The sequence below is a fragment of the Halegenticoccus soli genome (genome assembly GCF_002844195.1).
GTDB lineage: Archaea > Halobacteriota > Halobacteria > Halobacteriales > Haloferacaceae > Halegenticoccus > Halegenticoccus soli.
Map to the genome: position 1 here is coordinate 133,414 of NZ_PEND01000003.1, position 16,216 is coordinate 149,629.

13 protein-coding genes are annotated in these 16,216 nt (G+C 60.7%); 5 read left to right on the forward strand and 8 right to left on the reverse strand.

The features are described from left to right. Nucleotides 1-121: 121 nt before the first annotated feature. Nucleotides 122-1,213 carry a Gfo/Idh/MocA family protein gene (locus CNO20_RS09210; RefSeq protein WP_101295861.1) on the reverse strand — a complete coding sequence of 364 codons (1,092 nt, stop codon included), beginning with the start codon at nucleotides 1,211-1,213 and terminating at the stop codon, nucleotides 122-124. A 341-nt stretch (nucleotides 1,214-1,554) separates the two neighbouring features. Between CNO20_RS09210 and CNO20_RS09215 the strand changes: the two genes are divergently transcribed. Both CNO20_RS09215 and CNO20_RS09220 read left to right on the forward strand, forming a co-directional pair. Next, nucleotides 1,555-2,652 carry a Gfo/Idh/MocA family protein gene (locus tag CNO20_RS09215; protein WP_101295862.1) on the forward strand — a complete coding sequence of 366 codons (1,098 nt, stop codon included), beginning with the start codon at nucleotides 1,555-1,557 and terminating at the stop codon, nucleotides 2,650-2,652. Between the two features lie 122 nt (nucleotides 2,653-2,774). Further along, the gene (locus CNO20_RS09220) at nucleotides 2,775-3,830 is read left to right on the forward strand and encodes an alcohol dehydrogenase catalytic domain-containing protein (RefSeq protein WP_101295863.1); all 1,056 of its coding nucleotides are present in this window, start codon (nucleotides 2,775-2,777) and stop codon (nucleotides 3,828-3,830) included. Nucleotides 3,831-3,863: 33 nt separating this feature from the next. On the opposite strand, the gene CNO20_RS09225 is transcribed toward CNO20_RS09220, so the two are convergent. The 3 genes from CNO20_RS09225 to CNO20_RS09235 all read right to left on the reverse strand — a co-directional run bounded on the left by CNO20_RS09225 (nucleotide 3,864) and on the right by CNO20_RS09235 (nucleotide 6,294). After that, complete coding sequence (locus tag CNO20_RS09225) at nucleotides 3,864-4,247, reverse strand: hypothetical protein (RefSeq protein WP_101295864.1); 384 nt, start codon at nucleotides 4,245-4,247, stop codon at nucleotides 3,864-3,866. Between the two features lie 28 nt (nucleotides 4,248-4,275). Next, nucleotides 4,276-5,061: a hydroxypyruvate isomerase family protein gene (locus tag CNO20_RS09230; RefSeq protein ID WP_199174784.1), complete on the reverse strand. Its 786-nt coding sequence runs from the start codon at nucleotides 5,059-5,061 to the stop codon at nucleotides 4,276-4,278. A gap of 108 nt (nucleotides 5,062-5,169) precedes the next feature. Next, on the reverse strand, nucleotides 5,170-6,294 hold the full coding sequence (locus CNO20_RS09235) for a 2,3-butanediol dehydrogenase (protein ID WP_233204045.1): 1,125 nt from the start codon (nucleotides 6,292-6,294) through the stop codon (nucleotides 5,170-5,172). A 241-nt stretch (nucleotides 6,295-6,535) separates the two neighbouring features. Here CNO20_RS09235 and CNO20_RS09240 point away from each other — a divergent pair, with 241 nt between their 5' ends. Both CNO20_RS09240 and CNO20_RS09245 read left to right on the forward strand, forming a co-directional pair. Continuing rightward, nucleotides 6,536-7,336: a sugar phosphate isomerase/epimerase family protein gene (locus CNO20_RS09240; protein WP_101295867.1), complete on the forward strand. Its 801-nt coding sequence runs from the start codon at nucleotides 6,536-6,538 to the stop codon at nucleotides 7,334-7,336. 242 nt (nucleotides 7,337-7,578) lie between these two features. Beyond that, complete coding sequence (locus tag CNO20_RS09245) at nucleotides 7,579-8,349, forward strand: HpcH/HpaI aldolase family protein (protein WP_233204047.1); 771 nt, start codon at nucleotides 7,579-7,581, stop codon at nucleotides 8,347-8,349. 42 nt (nucleotides 8,350-8,391) lie between these two features. On the opposite strand, the gene CNO20_RS09250 is transcribed toward CNO20_RS09245, so the two are convergent. Then, entirely contained in the window at nucleotides 8,392-9,891 is a 1,500-nt protein-coding gene (locus CNO20_RS09250) for a CoA-acylating methylmalonate-semialdehyde dehydrogenase (RefSeq protein ID WP_101295869.1), read from the reverse strand. Nucleotides 9,892-10,168: 277 nt separating this feature from the next. Between CNO20_RS09250 and CNO20_RS09255 the strand changes: the two genes are divergently transcribed. Beyond that, on the forward strand, nucleotides 10,169-10,936 hold the full coding sequence (locus CNO20_RS09255; RefSeq protein WP_101295870.1) for an IclR family transcriptional regulator: 768 nt from the start codon (nucleotides 10,169-10,171) through the stop codon (nucleotides 10,934-10,936). Between the two features lie 1,091 nt (nucleotides 10,937-12,027). Here the strand turns inward: CNO20_RS09255 and CNO20_RS09260 are convergent. The 3 genes from CNO20_RS09260 to CNO20_RS09270 all read right to left on the reverse strand — a co-directional run bounded on the left by CNO20_RS09260 (nucleotide 12,028) and on the right by CNO20_RS09270 (nucleotide 16,149). Beyond that, the gene (locus CNO20_RS09260) at nucleotides 12,028-12,918 is read right to left on the reverse strand and encodes an NAD-dependent epimerase/dehydratase family protein (protein ID WP_101295871.1); all 891 of its coding nucleotides are present in this window, start codon (nucleotides 12,916-12,918) and stop codon (nucleotides 12,028-12,030) included. Nucleotides 12,919-13,005: 87 nt separating this feature from the next. Next, complete coding sequence (locus CNO20_RS09265; RefSeq protein WP_101295872.1) at nucleotides 13,006-14,616, reverse strand: family 4 glycosyl hydrolase; 1,611 nt, start codon at nucleotides 14,614-14,616, stop codon at nucleotides 13,006-13,008. 54 nt (nucleotides 14,617-14,670) lie between these two features. Further along, nucleotides 14,671-16,149 carry a family 4 glycosyl hydrolase gene (locus CNO20_RS09270; RefSeq protein ID WP_101295873.1) on the reverse strand — a complete coding sequence of 493 codons (1,479 nt, stop codon included), beginning with the start codon at nucleotides 16,147-16,149 and terminating at the stop codon, nucleotides 14,671-14,673. Between the last annotated feature and the right edge of the window lie 67 nt (nucleotides 16,150-16,216).

The window sequence follows — 16,216 nt, forward strand, 5'->3', positions numbered from 1 at the left end:
AACAGCATGGCTCTGTATCCGGGCACACCGAGTCAGACTTCGATGAGTGAGGGAGGACCCCCGTCGTCGCTTGCCTTCGCGACCGCGAAGAGCAGGCAACCAGTCGTACCAGGCACCACGGTCACGGCTCCTCCCGGTCGGCTCGAGGGTGCTCTCCACGATAGGTCCGGAAGAGATCAATGATGACGCGGAGGTCCTCGCGCGCCTCGGCGAACGTGGTCCGGACCTCGGCATCACCCTCGACACACCGGATGAAATATTGCAGTTCGCGCTTGAAGCTCTCGTCGTACGACGGCGTGTAGACCGTGTCCAATAGTTCCTCGATACCCCGCTTGACGCGGAGTTCGGTCGGCGTGTTCTTGATGAACGGGTTCGAGAAGTCCACTTTGACCATCCCGTCGGGCCCGTCCACCCGGATGAACTCCTCGAACCACTTGCGGTCGGAGTTGCCGGTCTCCAGCACGCATCGGACGCCGTCCTCGTAGACGAGGTGTGCCGAGGCGTATCGTCCCCCCGCAAAGATGTCCACGTGGGCGATGCGCTCGACCTCGCCGAACAGACCTCGGAGTGCGCTCACGTCGTGGCAGAGGTGGTCGAGCTGAAAGTCGTATGCGTCCACGAGCAGATTGTCGTCGGTACCGATCGCCTGTTCGATGTCTGCCCGTCGCTTGGCGACGCTCTCTTCGACGAGGTCCGCCGGTGGGGTCCCGCCGACGAGGTCGTACACCTCGTCGATGATTCGGAAGTGGTCCGGGTCCACGTCGTAGGCGGTGACGAGGTCGATAGCGTCGAGACCGTCGATCTGTTCCCGTGCCCGTTCGTACGAGGGGTCGTACCGCTTCATGTACGCGACCATCGCGGTCGCGTCGGACGTCTCGGCCGCCTCGACCATCGCGGTTGCGTCCTCGAGCGTCGCCGCGAGCGGCTTCTCGACGAGCGTGTGTACCCCCGCCGCTAGCGTGTCGACAACAACGTTTGCGTGTGTCTGCGCGGGCGTGAGGACGATCACCGCGTCGAGTTCATCACCGCGTTCCTCGAGGAGCGAGTCGTGGCTCGTGTAGACGTGCGGGACGTTGTACCGGTCCGCGAGCTCGTCGGCCCGGTCTTCGGCCGGGTCGACGAGCGCGTACAGCGCTGCCTTCGGGAGCTCCGCGAGATAGGGAATGTGCATGATCTGTGCGACTGTGCCACAGCCGATGACTCCGAATTGCATCGTCACATGCGTTTCGGACAGATGGTGTTATACCTTCGGGTGCGGTACCGCTGCCTCTCGTGAGCAACGCAGGGATATCTGGCCGGCACGTGGGCGTCCATCAAGCGTACTGTCCCGATGATGTCACAGTTCCCCGAGTTCGGCTTCATGTCCGTTGTACCGCATGGAGTGGCTGAACGGCGACACGGGCTCCTCGAAACCCGACCAATTATTACACTAGCTTCAGTATGGATACGTGGAAAGACCTCGTGAACCGCCGGCGTCGGTAGACGCCGGCACTGATACGACATCACAGTGCCAGCGCCTCCCGGTGTGTACGATCCGACAGACGACCCACAACGATGACACTCACCACTGGATTCCTCGGCTACCGATTCATGGGTAAGGCGCACGCGAATGCGCTCGACAGGCTTCTGATGTTCTTCCCCGACGCACCCGCAATCGAGCGCTCGATCCTCATCGGTCGGAACCGAGACGCAGTCGAGGAGGCTGCCGATCGGTTCGGATTCGCCCGCGTCGAGACTGACTGGGAGGCGGCCATCGACGACATCGACGTCCTGTACAACCTCGGCCCGAATCACGTCCACGTCGAGCCGACCGTGACCGCCCTAGAGAACGATGTCCACGTCTTCTGTGAGAAGCCCCTCGCACCCACGCTCGAAGAAGCCCGTCGGATGGACTCCGCCGCGCGTCGGAGCGACGCGCTCGCAGGCGTGGCATTCAACTACCGTTACGTGCCCGCGATTCAACTCGCGAAGCGGATGACCGACGCCGGGGACTTCGGTGACATCCGACGGTTCCGAGGGCAGTACTTACAGGGCTGGTCCGCGGATCCGAACTTTCCGTGGTCGTGGCGCAACGATACCGACATGGCCGGGACGGGCGTCCTCGGCGACGTCGGCTCACACACCATTGATCTCGCTCGGTGGCTCGTCGGGGACATCGACTCGGTCATGGGCAATCTCGAGACGTTCGTCGACAAACGTCCCGTCGAGGGATCGGATGAGATGCGACCGGTGACGACCGACGATGAGTTCTCCGCACTCGTGTCCTTCGAATCGGGAGCGATGGGAGTCATGGAGGGGTCACGCGTCGCGACGGGGCACAAAGGAGGTAACCGCATCGAGGTGTACGGCTCCGAGGGTGGGTTCCGGTTCGACATGGAACGGTTGAACGAACTGGAGGTCAGGACTGGAGACGATAACGGGTGGAGGCGCATCCTCGTCACCGACGACGACCACCCGTACATGGACGCATGGTGGCCGACTGGGCACATCATCGGCTGGGAGCACGCCTTCGTCCACGAGAACTACGAGTTCCTCTCTGCCATCGCGGAAGACGGTACGTACAGCCCGAATTTCGCCGAGGGCCTCGCGACCCAGAAGGTAGTCGATGCGGTCAAGCGGAGTCACAGTACCGGCTCACGCATCACGCTTTGAATCGAACCACTCGACGTGGTCCTCTACATCTCCCGGGGCCATATTCCGTCGCAAACAACGGTGCACACTCGTCTCACAGGGGAAGTTCTATTACTCGTCTTGATACCACACTACTCGTACCAATGCAAGCTATCGCGCTGTTTCCGGACGACTCCGAGGTACGCGTAGTCGAGAAAGACGACCCTGTTCCGGACGACAGTGAGGTCTTGGTTCGGACGCTCGCTGTCGGGATCGACGGCTCCGACAGACGGATCGCCGCCGACGAAATCGGCGGTGACTCGCCCGCGGGAGAGAATCACCTCGTCATGGGCCACGAGGCGGTCGGCGTCGTCGAGGATGCCAACGGGACGGCACTGGAGGAGGGGCAGACCGTCATACCGCTGGTTCGACGCCCGCTGGACGGCCAGTCGTCGGACGAGCTCGACATGGCACCGCCGGGTACGTTCCACGAGTGCGGCATCGTCGGTGCCCACGGCTACCTGTCGGAGGTCTTCACCTGTCGGCCCGAGTTCCTCGTGCCGGTTCCGGACTCACTCACCGACTACGGTTTCTTCGTCGAACCTGCGAGCCTCGTCGAGAAAGCGCTCGAACAGGCGTTCACGGCTCGCGCGGCGTTCGACTGGCAACCGCAGAGCGCCTTCGTGCTCGGGAACGGCAACCTCGGACTGCTCGGACTCGCGCGGTTAGCGGCCGGCGATGAGTTCGCCCGAACCTACTGTCTCGGCCGACGTGACCGGCCGGACCCGACGATCGACTTCATCGAGCGCGTCGACGGAACCTACATCGACTCGCGAAAGACCTCACTCGAGGCGTTCCCTGAAGTGCACGAACCCACCGACTTCGTCTTCGAGACGACGGGGTACGCGAGACACGCGATCGACGCGGTGGACGCGCTGGCTCCGAACGGCGTCGCGACGCTTCAGGGCATCCCGACGTCGGGGACGTTCGAGGTCGACGCGGCCGCCTTCCACGCGGGGCTCGTCACCGCCAACAAGGCCCTCCTCGGGGTGGTCAACTCCCGCCGCGCACACTTCGAGGCGGCCGCTGCGTGGCTCGACGAGACACCGAACGAACTGCTCGACGACCTAGTTACCGGCGTGTACGGGATCGGGGAGATCGACGAGGCGCTCGCAGATTCGGACGAGACGATCAAGACGGTCGTCTCGTTCGAGCGATGAGGGAGGCGACACGCTCTACAGAGACCGACGCCGTCAGCCCAACTGCATCAGCGTGGTCCCGGCGACGATCGCGGTGATTTCCCCGATAACGCGCGGTGACGTCGGCGGGTGTCGGACAAGTGCGTAGGAGACGGCGACGATGAAGCGCGGATAGACGTTCGCGAGCAGACCACCGTGACGACTGTTCCGAGCTGAAGCGCGGAGAACCACGCGAGCCAGTTCGCCGCGACGAACACCCCCTGCGGGCGTGAACGTGACGAGCACCGTCCGGTCGCGGACGCAGACCTGTCGTCGCGACGATCGAGAGGCACCGAACAGCGCGATAAAGACCGTGCCGTGGTCGGCGACGCGGCCGATGCGGTCGACGAACGGATCGTCCTCGTAACTCAGCTCCGGTGAGGCGGGAAACCTTATCATCGTGTGCCCGAAATTTACCGGAGACCATCTACTCCGTCACGAGTTCTCGAATCGCGGTCAGCGCCCGGTCGTCGTCCTCCGCGGCGGTGTACTCGAATCCGACGTAGCGGTCGTATCCCGCGTCGTCGACCGCCGCGAGAATGTTCGGATAGTTCAACTCTCCCGTCCCGGGTTCGTGACGGTCCGGGACGTCCGCGACGTGGAGGTGACCGATGGCGTCGAGGTTCTCCGTCACGGTCGAGATGATGTTCCCCTCGCTGATCTGCTGGTGGTAGATGTCGAAGTTAATTTTCACCGCTGGACTGTCGACCTCATGGGCGATATCGAAGCCGACGCTCGACTGTTCGAGAAAGTAGCCCTCGTGGTCGACAGCAGTGTTTAGCGGCTCGACAATCAGCGTAACGTCCGCTGCTTCGGCCGTCGGCGCGACCTCCTGGAGGCAGGTCACGACGCTTTCGTACATCTCCGCGTGCGCGTACTCGAGTTCGGGGCCGACGAGGACGATGAGGTTCGAACAGTCGAACCGTTTCGCGACCTCGATCGACTTCTCGAAGTCGCCGACGATCGCCTCCTGCTTCGACGGGTCGGTCAACGCTCGCTCGAGTTCTTCGGGACGCCGGAGCTCGGTGTTCGCGGCCATTCCGGCGACGGAGACGTCGCGTTCGTCGAGGCCCGCCTCGACGGCGTCGAGGTCCTTGTCGGGCCACGTCCAGAACTCGACGGTGTCGAAGCCGTGGTCGGCGACGCGGTCGATGCGGTCGACGAACGGCGCGTCCTCGTAGATCATCTCCAGACAGATAGACGGTCGAATCATCGTCGGCGATTCTCCTGTTCCGGACTGGTGGTTCGCTGTCGTGTCTTCAGTTCGTGTAGCGAGTGCATATGATGGGTCCTGTCCATTGTTGAATGTGAGGGAGACTTGCTACGGCTTGACCAGGATTTTCACGTGGTCAGTCTCGGAGTCGAGTAACTCCTCGAAGCCCTCCTCGGTGATATCCTCAAGGTCGATCCGGCCGGTGATGAACGCGTCCGTGTTTATATTGCCCGCCGCGAGCGATTGGATGATGGCGTCGAACTCGCTTCGGAACGACTGCGGCGGGAACCCGTAGCAGTTCGTTCCCACAACTTTCCGTTCGGTCGCGACTATATCGAGCATGTTCGTCGTGATGTCGGCATCGCTGATGCTCCCGACGGTGATGGTCCCGGCACGCTTGGTGCTCTGGACGGCTGAATTGAAGGCGGGTCCGATTCCGGCGAACTCGAAGGCGACCTCCACGCCGTCGGGAGTCCGCTCTTTGATCGTATCGACCGCGTCCTCCTCCATCGGATTGATGCCGATGTCGGCCCCGAGTTCAAGTGCGACTTCCCGGCGGGTTTCGTTCGGTTCTGATGCGAAGATCCGCTTCGCACCGGCCGCGACCGCGGCGTTGATAACCGTGAGTCCGATGGGGCCACAGCCGAAGACGCCGACCGCGTCGCCCACACTCATACCTGACTGCCGAACCGCGTGGAGACCGACGGCGAGCGGTTCCACGAGGGCGCCTTCTTCCAGCGAGACCTCGTCGGGGAGGACGTGAACCTGCTGTTCGGGAACGACCGCGTTCTCGGCGAATCCGCCGGCCCCCGTGTGGAACCCAACGGCGACTGCGTTTTTGCACAGGTGGTACATCCCGTCCTCGCAGTAGAGACAGTCGCCGCAGGGGATGTTCGGCTCGACCGTCACGCGATCCCCGACGGCGATGCGCGATACCTCCGCGCCGACTTCACTCACTGTCCCACTAAACTCGTGACCCATCGTGATCGGGTTACGCTGCCCTGTCTTGGAGTGGGTCTCCTGGGGTGTGAAGTGGGGGCCCGTCCGGTACTCGTGCAGATCGGATCCGCAGATCCCACACGCCTTTACCTCGATGCGGACGTCCGTCCGCCCAACTGGGGCGCTTTCGATGTTCTCTACGCGAACGTCTCCTCCGTCGTGGAATCGTGCTGCTCTCATTGGCTGACTCCCGGTTGCCGCTCTTGCGTCGACAAGCCGTGTGTGGCAACACATCACGGTGTTAAGTTACTTTCTATCAATCCACATATAGTTCCTGTCACACAAGTCAGAACCGCTGTCTGGAACGCGTCTTTCGGTATATTCGACGTGCACACTCCTTCGTTCTCACCCCCTCTCCATCAACTCCTTATTCGCATCCGTTCTCCCGGGCGAGACCGACGCGAACCGTCTCGAACCAGGGGAACCTCAGCCAACTGGAGCATGATTTATTACCGTGGCCATCACGAATCGGTTCATGGGCTACGGATACGCGATGCTGATGTACGGTCCAGAAGACGTTCCTGACGGCCTCAGTGACCTCGCCGCCTGTCCGTACGACGGCGTCGAGATCGGGTTACCGAAGGTCCAGCACATCGGTCCGGACCGACTGCGGGACGACCTGGTCGCGAACGACCTTGACACGTACTGCGTGATGAGCGGCTGGCTCATCGAAGACGACGACGCCGAGGACGCCGTGGAGGGTGCGTCCGTCGCTGCCCGACTCGGGGCCGACTTCCTCGGTATCCTCCCCCCGCCGCGAGGGCAGGTCGACGACAGCACGCTGGTGCGGTGGTTGGATGACATCTGTACGGCCGCGGCGGACGCCGGCGTCGTCCCGGTCGTCCATCACCACGGTGCCGCCCACATCGAACAGCCTGACGAGATTCGCGAGTGGCTCGACCGGGCCCCAGACAACCTCCAGTTACTGTTCGATACGGCCCACTACTACCCGTACGGAGACGTCTACGATGGAATCCGCCGATTCGCTGACGACATCGCATACGTTCACCTGAAGGACATCGACCCACCGGCCAACCTCCAGTACCACGTTGACCGCCTCTCGGCGGGGAAGGTGGATTACGACAGTCTGTTCGCTCTCCTTCATTCGTTCACTGATCTGGGTGAGGGCGTCATCGACTTCGGACGGGTGCGCGACGAGTTCGAGGAGGTGGGATACACAGGCCGCTTCACGGCCGAAATCGACCAACAACTCGACACACCGTCGGCTCACGCGAAACGGAACTACGACTACTGGAGAGCGCTGTCGAAGGCGTAGCCGGGAGCTTCGCGCGGTAGTTGAGAGCTGTCACTGGTGTAAACCCGTATTTTTATAATCTACCGGGGAAAGATATGCGCAAGCGAACCACAGCCAGTGGTCGCACTCAATACCGTGACCGCTTTGATGGCGTTACGGGGAACGCCTATCAGGGCAGGCGCAGACTGACTCGAACACAACCCCACTACCACACAACTATGACGAATACCTTGAAACAAGCACTGGAGGCGAGATCGTATCCGATGGGAACGTGGCTGTCGGTCGGCCATCCGGCTATCGCTGAGGTCAGCGCATCGCAGAGCGTCGACTTTGTCCTCATCGACACTGAGCACACGACAATCTCGCTCGAGACGGTTGAGAGTATGTCGCGCGGAATCGATGCGGCAGCCAATCCGACAGACTCTATCGTTCGCGTTCCCTGGAATGATCCGGTTCGCCTGAAGCGCGTCCTCGACATCGGCATCGATGGCGTAATGGTTCCCATGATCGAGAGTGCTGAAGAAGCTAAGGATCTCGTCGACGCAATGCGCTACCCGCCAGAGGGAAGTCGAGGCATTGCCTCGGGCAGAGCAGCCGAATACGGCGACCGGTTTACCGAATACGTCAAGAACGCAAACGGATCGTTCGTGACGATCGCACAAATCGAGAGCAAAACCGGTCTGCAAAACGTCGATGAGATAGCAGCCGTCGAGGGAATCGACGCACTCTTTGTCGGCCCAGCGGACATGGCCGGGGCGCTCGGTGTGTTTGGTGAAAACGACGCGCAGGAACTCACTGAGGCGATGGACCGAGTCGTCCAAGCGGGGCATGATGCGGACATCGCGGTCGGGACGCTAACTGTCGATCCCGCTGACGTCGCCGATCGAGTCGAACGAGGATTTGACTTTCTCATCGTTGGCAAAGATACGGCGAATCTATCGACAGCAAATGACGAAGCGCGGGCAGTATACAACGAGGCAGTGAATCAATACGGTCAAATAGCTCCTGACGATCGCACGCAGAACGAGTGGTAAGTAGGAGGCGCGTCTAGTACCTTCGAAAGGAGGGTGGATCAGTTAGCTGAACCAGCGTTCGATCTCGATCGTCTTCTCTGTGTAGAAATTTATCGCGTCCTCACCCTGCGCATGGAGGTCACCGAAGAACGACTCCTTCCGACCGCCGAAGTGGAAGAAACCCATCGGGGCGCATACGCCGACATTAACACCGATATTCCCTGCGTCGACTTCGTGACGGTACTGTCGGGCCTCTCCGCCACGTTCAGTGTAAATTGAAGATGCATTGCCGTACTGGGTCCCGTTCACCATCTCTATTGCCTCATCAAGATCGTCAACCGACGCGAGACACAGGACGGGACCGAAGATTTCCTCTTGGGAGATCGTCATGTCGGAGGTGACACCTTCAAGCAGGATTGGTCCAATGAAGTTCCCCTCCGGGTAGTCAGGATGTTCGAAATCACGTCCGTCAAGAACGAGTTCGGCGCCGTCCTCAACGGCATCATCCACTAAATCGCTGATTCGCTGCCGTGACTCCGGTGTGATGACCGGTCCGACATCGGTGTCCTCGTCAAGACCGATACCGACAGTCAGATCTTCTGCACCCGCGGTGAGGCGATCGCGGAGGTCGTCGTAGACATCGCCGACACCGATGACCACGTCGTTGGCGAGACAGCGTTGCCCTGCGTTCCCGTAGACGGATCCCAGGACGTTTGGAACGGTTCGGTCCAGGTCGGCACTCTCGGTGACGACGGCGTAGTTCTTCGCGCCGCCTTGGGCTTGCACTCGCTTACCGCTCTTCGCGGCTGTCTCGTAGACGTGACGGGCGACGCCCGAACTGCCGACGAAGGAGATGCCTTCGATATCCTCGTGTTTCAACAGCGCGTTCACCGTTTCTTCTCCGCCATTGATGAGATTTACCACACCATCCGGGAAGCCAACAGCGTCGACCGCCTCGAAGATGAGCTGCGAACTCAACGGGACGCGTTCGCTCGGTTTGAGGACAAAGGTGTTCCCTGTTGCGACAGCATACGGGAGGAACCACAGCGGAATCATTGCCGGGAAATTAAACGGAATGACGGCAGCAAACACACCAAGTGGTTGTCGGATGGCTGACTCGTCGATTCCGCTGGCGACATCCTCGACGATGCCGCTTTCCTCTCTGAGCATGTTCGGCACCCCTGCTGCCACCTCCACGTTCTCAATCCCCCGGCGAATCTCGCCGCGAGCCTCTCCGACGGTCTTCCCGTGTTCACGTGAAAGCGCCTGTGCGATCTCCTCGCTTCGATCCTCAAGCTCGCCTTTCAGACCGAAGAGGTACTGTGAGCGATCCACCGCTGGCGTTCGCCGCCACTCTTCGAAAGCCTCAGTCGCGCATGAGACGACGTGATCCACCTCCGATTCGGGAGTGAACGTTAGCGACGCTAACTCTTCGCTGGTCGCTGGATCGACGACCGCCTGTTCCTCCCCGCCACTCGATTTCGTCCATTGACCGTTGACGTAGTTATTGACGGCATCCGGTACTGCTGCACTCTCTGCTGTCCGCTCTTGCATGCCGGTCATTACGGTTTCACGTGGATAATGAGATGGCAAATAGGTTTTGGTAGGTGCTCCACTTCAGAGTAGACGAATCGAGTTTGGAGGAAACGAACGGGTGCGGACACGGATTGCGTCGAGCGGTTTAGTGTACTTGAGAGAACTTTCAGAGGAAACACAGACTTCCCCATTCGGGTCATTACGTCGGTCTCACAGCGACAGTGTACGATTATAAATCATGCGAGTCGTGGCAGTTTGTTCGGGAGAACCAAACAATTATAGACCTGTACTTCAGAAAAGCCCCATGGAAAAGAGCGAATCCCCTCGAACGGTGGAAGCGGTGGAAACGGCGTTGGGTATCATCGAATACCTCCAGCGAGAAGAACAGGCAGGTGTGACGGAACTGGCCAACGAACTTGGCCGATCAAAAGGAACAATCCACAGCCACCTTGCGACGCTCGTCCAGAGTGATTACCTGACGAAGAAGGGGTCGAAGTATCGTTTAAGCCTTCGGTATCTCGAACTTGGCGAGACGGTGAAGGATCGTCTCGGGTATTACGGCGTAATCGCGGACGAACTCGACGATTTAGCCAAAGAAAGTGGGGAATTAGCGCAGTTCGCCACCGAAGAGCACGGAATGGCCGTGTACCTCTACAAAGCCCGAGGCGAGAAGGCGGTCGAGTCTGCGTCGACCATCGGGAAGCGAGAATATCCACACTGCATCTCGCTCGGCAAGGCAATTCTCGCCCATCTTCCACGAAAACGAGTGGGAGCCATTATCGATCGAAACGGCCTCAAGGCGTACACCCCCCAGACAATCACAACTCGTGAAGCACTATTCGACGAACTGGAGACGATTCGCGAGCGGGGATACGCAATCGATAACGAGGAGAAAATAAAGGGGCTCAAGTGTATTGCTGCTCCAGTTACCTCTCCAAATGGGGACGTTCTCGGCGCTGTCAGCGTCTCCGGCCCCTCTAGCCGGATGCAGGGGAAACGTTTCGAAGAAGAGCTCCCACAAATGGTCACTCGCTCTGCAAACGTGATCGAAATCAACATCCAGTTTTCCTAACTGTGTTCGGACTGTACGAACACACTCTCGGGCCTCTTATCGAGTGCGATCTTTTCGAGCGAGGCTGTGCGGAAGAGCCGAACAGAAGGTGATGGGTGTATCACTCCCCATTCAGAATCTCACACTTTGGATGCTCCTATACCGCTCGATCTCGGGATTCTTCAAACCAGCCACTCTCCGATCACTGAGAGAGTCGAGGGAAGAAGCTCCGTACGCTGTACCGCCTTCGAACACGCCGTAAAGCAATACTAAAGGCATGACAAGATTAGATCCGTAAACCCATGGTCTGTTCGAGACCTTGTCTCGCATCAACTCTGAGAGGAGGATCTTTTCAGCAGAGGGAGCTGATATCGAGCAAGGGCTACCCTCCCGCGACTAGTTGTAGGAGTATCGACTGTCGAATACGGAAAAGAGATTACGCAATCGCTCAAACCGGTTGGTTAGACGATGCCGTTTGTTCCCCATTGGGGAACGAACTGTTAGTCCCTTTCAGGTGTTGCTGATCACTGACGGCATAAATGGGTGGCCAACACGTCAAATTTCTGATTCTGGTTAAATACTCGGGATCAGACACAAGTCGAATGAATTTTTGCCCAGGTAAAAGTGGGTCACATTCATAGCGCTGTTACGGCTCTGTGAGCCGTCGAATGGTTCCCGATGCGGGAACATACCAGATCCCAAAGCTCCAGAAATCAGTCGAAGAGTTGTGTACCATAAACCAGTACTGGTATCTCGTAGCGGCCTCGTTCTGAGGAGGAGGGACGCGTCGTTTATTCGCCAACCGCGTGTAGTCGTCAGCGATGCTCCACAGGGGTTACTAAACATACGAGGCATGCCGTCTACCCAAGGCAGAACCGTCAGTAGTAGTTCGGGATACGGGAACGTCGGGCAAGGGGTTCGTCGATTTAGACGTTCGGGTAGCGGCTCAGCCGGACCACTCCTCGTGGGAAGAGTAGGCGTGTGAGCAACGGACGGCCACAAATAACCCTGTTGACCCGCGCGGACTCAACGCTGAACGAGCCAGTACCCGAATCAGCTACGCCGCCCGAGACGACGGCGATGAGTGGGACGATCCACCTGAGTAACAGCCATTACCCCATCGTCAAACGTGGTGCAGTGACCTCCTCGTCGGCCGCTGTTCGCCAGGTGTGAGTCGGTTCCCACCTTAGCACCGTCTTCGCCTTCTCGTTCGAGAGGGCGGACTCATCTCCCGACAGGTCGCAGTGTTGAGGAAGGCGGCCGAACCACTCCTTGACGGCATCGGCGGTCGACCGGCCGAGATAGTTCTCGTCCGCCGCAACGATGAACGGTTCGTGCCCGGTCACGTCGGTGTCGACCGCTCGCTCGATAGCCCGGGTGACGTCCCGGCCGTCGACGTACGACCAAAAGTTACCAACCCCGCGATGGAGGTCGTCGGTCCCCTTACCCACGGAGTAATTTCCTGGATACTGAACGTTCGAGAGGCGAAGCGAAACCACGGGCACGTCGTAGCTCCGGGTTACCATCGCCGCGAGTTCCTCGCCGAGTACCTTCGAAGCACCGTAGGGGTCCTCCGGTTCCATCGGGTGGTTCTCGTCGATTGGCAGGTACTCGGGAAGCCGCGGCTTGGCGGCGAACGGGAAACCGTAGGCGCTCTCGCTCGACGCCCATGTGACGGGGATACCGTCCCGTCCGGCGCTCGTCAGGACGTTGTAGGTGCTCATGACGTTGTTTTCGATGATACGCGGTCCCGCGTGCACCTCGGGGTTTGGAATCGCCGCTAGATGGACGACGTGGTCCGGTGCGGACTCCTCGACGATGGCTCGCGTTTCACCAGCGTCTGTCAGGTCGACCGCTCGGAACGTTATTCCCGGGCGGGGCGTCTGGCCGAATCCTGGATGGTCGACATCGACGCACGTTACGTTCCATCCCGCCTCAACGAAGTGATCGACCGTCCAGCGGCCGAGCCTCCCTAAACCGCCGGTCACGAGGATAGTAGACATGTGACACGAGGGCCTTCGAGGAGGCTGCGAATAAAGGTTGGTGTCGTTGCCAACAGAGATCGCCGACGAACGTGCCGGGCGGGCCTGTTACACCGAAATCCGGTCCGACTCGGCGAGCACGTCGGCATGTTCGAGGTCCCAGTCGTCGAAGAACTGCCGTTCCGCGTCGATGAGGTCGGCGAACAGGTCGCGGGCCACATCGACCTGGAGCGTTTTGACCTGCGGATCGTTCAGGAACCCCTGGAAGGCCCGGTCGACGTCGTAGCCGTCGAAGGCCGCCTCGATGATGGTCTCCTGGTTGTGGACGTGAGTCATGATCTGCGTGTGAACGGGACGGGGAAGGCGACCGGCGACGAGTGGTTTCACGTCGTTCTCCCCGAGCAGGGCGTTTGTCTCGACTACCGCGTCCTCAGGTACGTCGAGCATCTGTCCCTCGTTAGGGAGGTTTACGTGCGTCTCGAAGGACTTCAGCCCGCTCAGCGCTTCCAGAACGTCCACGATAACCTCGCCCGAGGACTCGAACTCGTAGTCGGCCTCGCCGGTCATGTACCGCTCGACCCGCTCTGGGTCCTCATTCCACGGCGAGGTGAGCTTGAGACTGTCGAGGGCGTGGAGGACGTCCTTTGCCACCGCCTCGTCGGCGTCGAGTGCACCGCCGTCCAGGTAGCGGTCGAGCTCGTCGTGGTCGAGCGCACCGTTCCACCGGTTGATGCGGTACTCGCTGGTCGTCCGCTTCACACCCCAACGCAGGAGGTCCTCGGGCATCTCACCATTGAGGAACCAGGTGGCGTACTCGACGAGGTGGCGGTCCCCGGCGGCGGGGAGGACGCCGAACCGGTCGTACAGTTCGTATGTCACCTGGTTGTTGTCGACGAACCCCGACTCGCCGTCCATCTCCTCGGGGGTGTACGGTCGCCGAACGCTCGGCTGGTCCATGTGGTGTTCGACGAGTGGCAGGAGATCCTGTCCCTTCCACTGTGCCTCATCGACCCACGTGAAGTGGTTGATGCCCTTCACGTTCACGTCGATGTCGTCGCGGCTCACGTTGTCGGCGCCGCAGTACTCCTCGACGAGCGACGCGAGGAGCGACTGGAGGTGGAAGACTTCGTGACAGAATCCGATCGCCTTGATGTCCGGGAACTCCTCGTAGAGCGTTCGGGTGACGAACGTCATGGGGTTGGTGTAGTTGAGCACCCACGCTTCGGGACAGTGCTCACGGACGGCCGCCGCGATGTCGCGGTAGGGGGGAATCGTTCGCATCGCGCGCATAATGCCGCCGGGGCCGATAGTAGCGGCGACCGCTTGGTAGATGCCGTACCGCTTCGGGATTTCGAGGTCGTATCTGAACGTGTCCTTCGTCGGGAACTGCGTCGAGAGGATGACGAAGTCGGCGCCCGTGAGAGCCGCTTCACGGTCGTCCGTTGCGGTGTAGGTCCAGTCCCCGACTGCGCCGTCGCGTTCCTGAATCCAATTACCGAAGCGCTCGTTGCGGCGCGCGCTGTCGATATCGATGTCGTACAGCACGACTTCGCCGCCGAGGTCGGGCGTCTGTGCGAGGTCGTTGATGAGTTCGAGCGCCCACAATCGACTCCCGCCGCCGATGTAGCCGATTTTGATGTCCTCCGGATCGATCGCACCGTCGGTGGTCAGCGCGACGCGTTGTTCGCTCTCCGGCGCTGCTAGTTCTTCTGTTGCCATTATTCGTCTACCACCGTGAGTTCGAGTACCATTAACATTGGGTTGTCGGAAACGTCACTCGAGGATAGCCGCGTCGGCGAGATCCCAGTGATCCGTGAGGTAGGGTTCGACGGCGGCGACCACCTCGGCGAACAGCGAACGTGCCTGATCAAACTGGAGCGTGACGAGCGGGTCGTTCAGGAACGCTCGGAAGGCGAGGTCCACGTCGCCGGCGAACGCCGCGTCGATCAGCGTCTCCTGGTTGGAGACGTGGGTCGTGATGAGAGAGCGTACCTGTGTGGGGAGTGAGTCAGCTTCGAGGGGACGGATTTCGTCAGTCGCGACCAGCGCATTCGTCTCGACGACGGCACCGTCGGGCAAGTCGGGCATCTGGCCCCGGTTCGGGAGGTTGACGTTCGTCTTCAAGTCCCCGAGGCCGAGGAGGGCGCGCATGATGTCGACGCCCTCCTCGCCCGAGTCGAAGAACTCGAACGACTCCTCGCCCGCCATCGGCCGGCGGAACTTCGCCAACGCGTCCTCCTGACGATTTCGCCGGTACTCGCTCGGCGTCAAGCGGATGCCCCAGCGCTGTACTTCGCTAGGATCATCGACGCTGAGGTACCAGGGGACGAACTCCGCGAGGTGGCGGTCGCCCGCTGCGGGGAACGCTGCGTCCGACGTCGCGGTCGGACGCCCGAACCGCTGGTAGAGTTCGTACGCGACGAGTTGATTGTCCACGAACCACGACTCGTCGTCCAGATCGCCGGGGTCGAACGACCGCTCGCTGATCGTCTCCCGGAGGTGCCGCTCGATGAGCGGAAACAAATCCTCGCCGCGCCAGGTCGCCGAATCGAGCCACGTGAAGTGATTGATTCCTTTGACGTTGACCTCGATGTTGCGCCGCGGAGGTTGGTCAACGTCGCGGTAGCGGGCGACGAGCGAAGCGAGATGTTCCTGCGCGTGGAAGACTTCGTGACACAGGCCGACCGCCTTCACGTCCGGGAACTCCTCGTAGAGCGTTCGAGTGCACAGGGTCATGGGGTTGGTGTAGTTGAGCACCCACGCCTCGGGGCAGTGCTCGCGGACGGCCGCCGCGATGTCGCGGTAGATGGGAATCGTCCGCATCGCGCGGACGACACCGCCGGGGCCGACCGTATCGCCGACCGTCTGGTGGATACCGTACTCCGCGGGGATGTCGAGTTCGTGGGCAAACGTCTCGCTTGGCGGGTCCTGAGTGGAGAGGACGACGAAATCGGCATCCGCGAGTGCCGTCTCTCGGTCGCGAACAGCGGTGTAAGTCCAGTCGCCGACCGCGTCGTCTCGCTCCTGCACCCAGTTACCGAATCGCTCGTTCCGTTTCGCCCCCTCGTAGTCGACGTCGTAGAGCGCGACTTCACCAGATATCTCGGAACACTGTGCCAGGTCGTTGATGAGCGTGTACGCCCACCCTCGGCTCCCGCCGCCGACGTACCCGATTTTGACGCGCTCGGCCGCCGTCGGCCGCCGTGAAGCGACGGCACCGCTGGTCTTGTTACCGATCTCGTCTGTCTGCATGCCGGGGGATGCGAGAGAGTCGCACATGACCGCTGGTGAACCGGAAATCGGTGCCGGGTTTCATCGA